Source organism: Bartonella sp. TS82HLJMH (genome assembly GCF_042193495.1).
Taxonomy (GTDB): domain Bacteria; phylum Pseudomonadota; class Alphaproteobacteria; order Rhizobiales; family Rhizobiaceae; genus Bartonella; species Bartonella grahamii.
The window spans coordinates 1-4,527 of record NZ_JBHILU010000036.1 but is presented as its reverse complement, the minus strand read 5'-3'; the positions used below and the strand labels follow the sequence as shown (position 1 = coordinate 4,527).

Annotated in this window: 6 protein-coding genes and 1 pseudogene; 2 read left to right on the top strand and 5 right to left on the bottom strand. The window is 37.5% G+C overall.

The features are described from left to right. From ACFIKO_RS08735 to ACFIKO_RS08715, 5 genes and pseudogenes are all read right to left on the bottom strand, one after another. Window positions 1–516, bottom strand: a pseudogene (locus tag ACFIKO_RS08735) (hypothetical protein); the annotation flags it as partial. Further along, window positions 506–850 carry a DUF1376 domain-containing protein gene (locus ACFIKO_RS08730; protein WP_375620587.1) on the bottom strand — a complete coding sequence of 115 codons (345 nt, stop codon included), beginning with the start codon at window positions 848–850 and terminating at the stop codon, window positions 506–508. The gene ACFIKO_RS08730 and the pseudogene ACFIKO_RS08735, both read right to left, overlap by 11 nt. Next, window positions 840–1,322, bottom strand: coding sequence for a crossover junction endodeoxyribonuclease RuvC (locus tag ACFIKO_RS08725; RefSeq protein ID WP_375673805.1), 483 nt, complete (start codon window positions 1,320–1,322; stop codon window positions 840–842). The genes ACFIKO_RS08730 and ACFIKO_RS08725 overlap by 11 nt, the downstream gene beginning before the upstream one ends. Window positions 1,323–1,406: 84 nt before the next feature. Next, window positions 1,407–1,811, bottom strand: coding sequence for a hypothetical protein (locus ACFIKO_RS08720; RefSeq protein ID WP_375673803.1), 405 nt, complete (start codon window positions 1,809–1,811; stop codon window positions 1,407–1,409). Window positions 1,812–1,865: 54 nt separating this feature from the next. Further along, a complete protein-coding gene (locus tag ACFIKO_RS08715) occupies window positions 1,866–2,141 on the bottom strand; it encodes a helix-turn-helix transcriptional regulator (protein WP_345117428.1) in 276 nt (91 codons plus the stop codon). Between the two features lie 94 nt (window positions 2,142–2,235). On the opposite strand from ACFIKO_RS08715, the gene ACFIKO_RS08710 reads away from it, so the two are divergent. Both ACFIKO_RS08710 and ACFIKO_RS08705 read left to right on the top strand, forming a co-directional pair. Continuing rightward, on the top strand, window positions 2,236–2,889 hold the full coding sequence (locus ACFIKO_RS08710) for a LexA family transcriptional regulator (RefSeq protein ID WP_004856665.1): 654 nt from the start codon (window positions 2,236–2,238) through the stop codon (window positions 2,887–2,889). A gap of 19 nt (window positions 2,890–2,908) precedes the next feature. Beyond that, a complete protein-coding gene (locus tag ACFIKO_RS08705) occupies window positions 2,909–3,964 on the top strand; it encodes a type I restriction endonuclease (RefSeq protein ID WP_126603683.1) in 1,056 nt (351 codons plus the stop codon). Window positions 3,965–4,527 lie beyond the last annotated feature (563 nt).

Here is a 4,527-nt window from a genome sequence, read left to right as displayed (position 1 = left end):
TGTTTCTAAACTTTCAGAACCAATTTCTTTTTTTGCTAAAACGATAGTTTTAGTTTTTTTATTATATATGTTATTGTCTATGTTAATGTGTTTCATCATGATGTCATCATGACCTCGTGATGACACCATCATGACATCATCATGGTCTTTTGATGAGTCATCTTTATGTTTTTTTCTCTTAGTATTCGCAGCTTTTATAGCTTTTTCTGAAAGTTTATTTAAATTCTCATTGCAATTTTTTAATTCTTCTTCAACATCGAGATTCCATAAACGACCATCTGCTAAACGAATAATATATCCTTCTTCTAGCAAAACATTCAAAGCTGTCTCAAATTTCTTTACTGAATAACCAGTGTAATGAGACAAAACTTTAATGTTACAAAAAAGAGGTTCACCAGTACGAAGCATGCGAAATCGCAATCTCATATAGATATTACCTTCTACAGGAGGTAAATAATCGACGACCACCGCCCATTTATCGGCAAACAGTCTCGTCCATGGTATTTTACTGGACATTCTCTTTGTCCTCCCTGTGCTTATGCGATGCGATTTCTGATTGTTGATTGTTGTTCTTCAGCTCTTCTTCAACATCTGGACTCCAGATGTGGTTGTCGTCAAAAAGAAAGATGTGTCCAGTTTCAGCTAAGAGATCTAGCGCATCATCAAGCTCGTCAATTGAACAGCGAGCTAATGAGGACAAGGCTCGTAAATTGTTTGTAAGAGGCTTCCCAGTGTGTAACATTTTTAATCGCAACCTCATGTAAATATTGCCTTCAGTAGGAGGTAAATCAGCGAGATCAAGAAGCCATTTTTCTACATTAATTTTTATCCATTGGTTTTTATTTGACATTAGTGGTTTCCCCTTCTTTCATTAAATATAAAATTGCTAAAGCATCTGCTTCGTTGTCGTCTTTAGGCGTATGCCCTTTTGCACATACCGCCTTAATCATTTCTTCTTTTGAGGCGTTGCCTTTTCCTGTTGTTGCCTTCTTAATTGTGCCAACAGGAATGCCTTCATATGGTATCTGATGATGTTCACACCACGCTGTTAAGGTTGCTAGAAAGCCTCCGTAAATATGAGAAGCGTCTGTACCCACATGCCGGCGCACCTCTTCAAAATACACCGCGTCAATTTCATCAACAGATCTCTTTAGTTCAGTAAGCCACCGTTTAAAGCGTAAATAACGCATACCACCGCCTTCAAAACGGCGTGATTGAAAATCTTCTGTATCGCTTGTTATATGACCATCCGCACCGCATATCGCCCAGCCTGTCTTAGTCCCTAGATCAAGACATAAAATGGTTTGTGCGTTAGTGATCATAATCCCCCCTTAAGGCTCTACGTATTTACGTATTTATATGTGCGTTATGACAGAGCGCGTAGTTATAAGTTTTAAAAAATTGGATTAACTCAGATTCAGACATATACTGCATGCATCATCTATTAATTCGATTTCTTCTTTTCTTTTTTCGATGAGTTTATCCCTTAAGAAGTCAAGCTTACTTTCGACTAAGCACATAAACAAGATTAGCTTACTTAAGCGATAAAAAGATGATAACTCTTGAGAAAAATGATTATCAAACCAAGCAGTAAAAGCTTGCGTAAACACAGATGAAAACCATTGATTAAAATCATCGTACGGCAATAACGGAAAATAATTTCTATCATCACGCGCAAAGATACTATGTAGCATACAAACAATAAAACCTGTTGATGGGGGCTTCATGCTTGTTTCAAGACATGCATCTTGAGGCGAACGGACACCATAATATATGTCTTTCTGTCCAATCTTATTAACAAGATCAATCAACTGGACTTTGCTTATGGAGATCTGTGGGACATCTATCATCTCTGATCTTTCTTTTTAAGAGTGTGAATTATGCTGTGGGTGTTTGTTATCAGCTGTAGTCAGTGGCACGCCTACCTCTTCAAGAGAGGGGCGTGGGTATAAATCGACATACCAGTCAACGGGACGAACAATACCATTGGTTGTCTTTTCAATCTTTAAAACAATTTCAGGCTCAGGAAACCGCAAGCCGCGTAAATACCTGTTAATCGTACTCTGTGCTACGCCAACTTGCTTCCCAAATTCGGCTTGAGATAGTTTATTTCGTGTGAGATATGATTTCAATTTTTCCATAATTCAAATAAATACCATAAAGGACTGCTTTAGTCAATAAAAAATACCTTTATGGACTTTGTTAAATAAGCAGTCTTGGTGTAAGGTTTAGAGCATGCATATAATTAAAAAATTGAGGAAAGATTTGGGACTCACACAGGTGAAATTGGCTGAAAAAGCTGGTACCACGCAACCTCAAATAAAACGGCTTGAAAAAGGTGAGCGAAAATTAACCAAAGAGTGGGCGGAAAAGTTAGCACCACATCTTGGTGTAAAGCCATTTAATCTTCTTTTCCCAGAAAACGAGGAAATACATCCCATATCTAATGCTATTGGAATGATACCGGTGATAGGAAAAGTTGCTGCTAGCTCGTGGATGTCGGTCGAAGATATGGATTTTGGATTTGATGACATAGAATATGTACCCAGCACCTCGAAATACCCAGCTCACTTTCAATTTGCTTTAAAAATCGAGGGCAACTGCCTTAACAAAATTGCTCGTGATGGTGATCAACTTATTTGCGTAGACATAATAAAAGCCGGCATTAATGTGGAACCTAACGATCTCGTGATAGTTGAACGCAGCCGATTCAATGGTCAAATGATTGAGCGTACAGCTAAACGTATACGTCAAACTATTAGTGGATTTGAACTATGGCCTGAAAGTACTGAACCCAATCATCAAGAACCTATCAAAATAAATGGGGCAACTGATGGAGAGGAGATTCGTGTAGTTGGGAAAGTTCTTTGGATTTTAAGAAAACCCTGAAAACAAAGGAGAAGCGGGAATGGGGACAGTAGACGAGAGCTTAAAAATAATAGCTGATAAAGTCAAAAATCATTCAGATACTATGTTAACTGAAGAAGCGGTCAAAACAGCGGTCGTTTTACCCTTTCTGCGCGCACTTGGGTATGATATTTTCGATCCACTTGAAGTCATTCCCGAGTTTACTGCTGATGCCGTTGGTAAAAAAGGTGAAAAAGTTGACTATGCTATCCGTATAGACGGTGAGATACGTATTCTTTTTGAGTGCAAACCGATATCTTGCGAATTGAGTTCAAAGCATTTAAGTCAATTATATCGATACTTTAGTGTAACGAATGCTAAATTCGCGATTTTGACAAATGGTCGATTTTTTCATTTTTACACAGATCTTGATGCTGCAAACAAGCTCGATAATAGGCCATTCCTTACTTTTGATGTAATAGAATACAATACTGTGGTACTTACAGAGCTTAAAAAGTTTGAACGCTCAGCATTTAATATTGAAAATATATTGGTGACAGCCGAGCAGCTCAAATATGTATCTGGAATAAAACAAAACATCCAAAAAGAAATAGAAAATCCGTCCGAAGGTTTTGTTCGTGTTGCTTGTGCGGATGTTTATGAAGGGCGCCTGACTGCTAATGTCTTAGAAATGCTCACAGGTGTTACTAAAAATGCGTTTCGCGAAGTAATATCTGATGCGGTAAAAAGTCGGCTTTCTAGCGCTTTACAAACAACAACTGAAACCGACAAGCAAGATAATATTGCTACATCTATTGGTAATGAACATGCCATAATAACGACCGAAGAGGAAGTTGAAGGCTTCATGATTGTCAAGGCAATTGCGCGTGAAGTTATTTCTGCCGACCGTATTGTTATCAGAGATGCAAAGTCGTACTGCGCCATTTTAATTGACAATAATAACAGAAAGCCGTTGGTTCGACTGCACTTTAACAGAAAACGTAAGCAACTAGCCCTTTTCGATACTGATATTGATGAAAAAGTCGGTATTGAAACGCTAGATAATATTTATGATTTTGCAGACAGAATAAGAGAAACAGCAAAAAAATATTTATAAGATATTCTAACAACCTATGTATGCCCCGCTGAAGCGGGGTTTTTTTGTTCGTCCGCAGTTTTTATAAAAAAACTACGGCGTTATCTACCCATCGATTGGCTCTGTTTGCACACTGCCCCAATTTTTCCTGCATATAAATTTCAAATACAGCTAACTGATTTATTTTTTTACGGGATACTAGGAAGTATCATGCCTCTACACTGAACGCCACAATACCCAAACCGATTCGTAATAAATATTAAAGTTCATTTATAAAAAACCATTTTAGCATAAAATGACTTGACTATAATAATCCTTTACGGTATACTCCTCTATAACAACATATCACGAAGAAGCAAAAGCCGATCTGGTGTAGATTAAATTATATTGACACAAACAATTGCCAAGAGGCGTTAGGGAGGAGCAATTATGGAAAATCCAATTCTTATAAATTCTGATCAAATTTTATTAGTTGTCTATAATGATGATCAAAACATTGGTCGGTCGGGACCACTTGATGCAAGCCAAATTCTAAGCATTGTTGATGAGGTAGATGATGCAATCCAAATCTTTCGTATAAATCC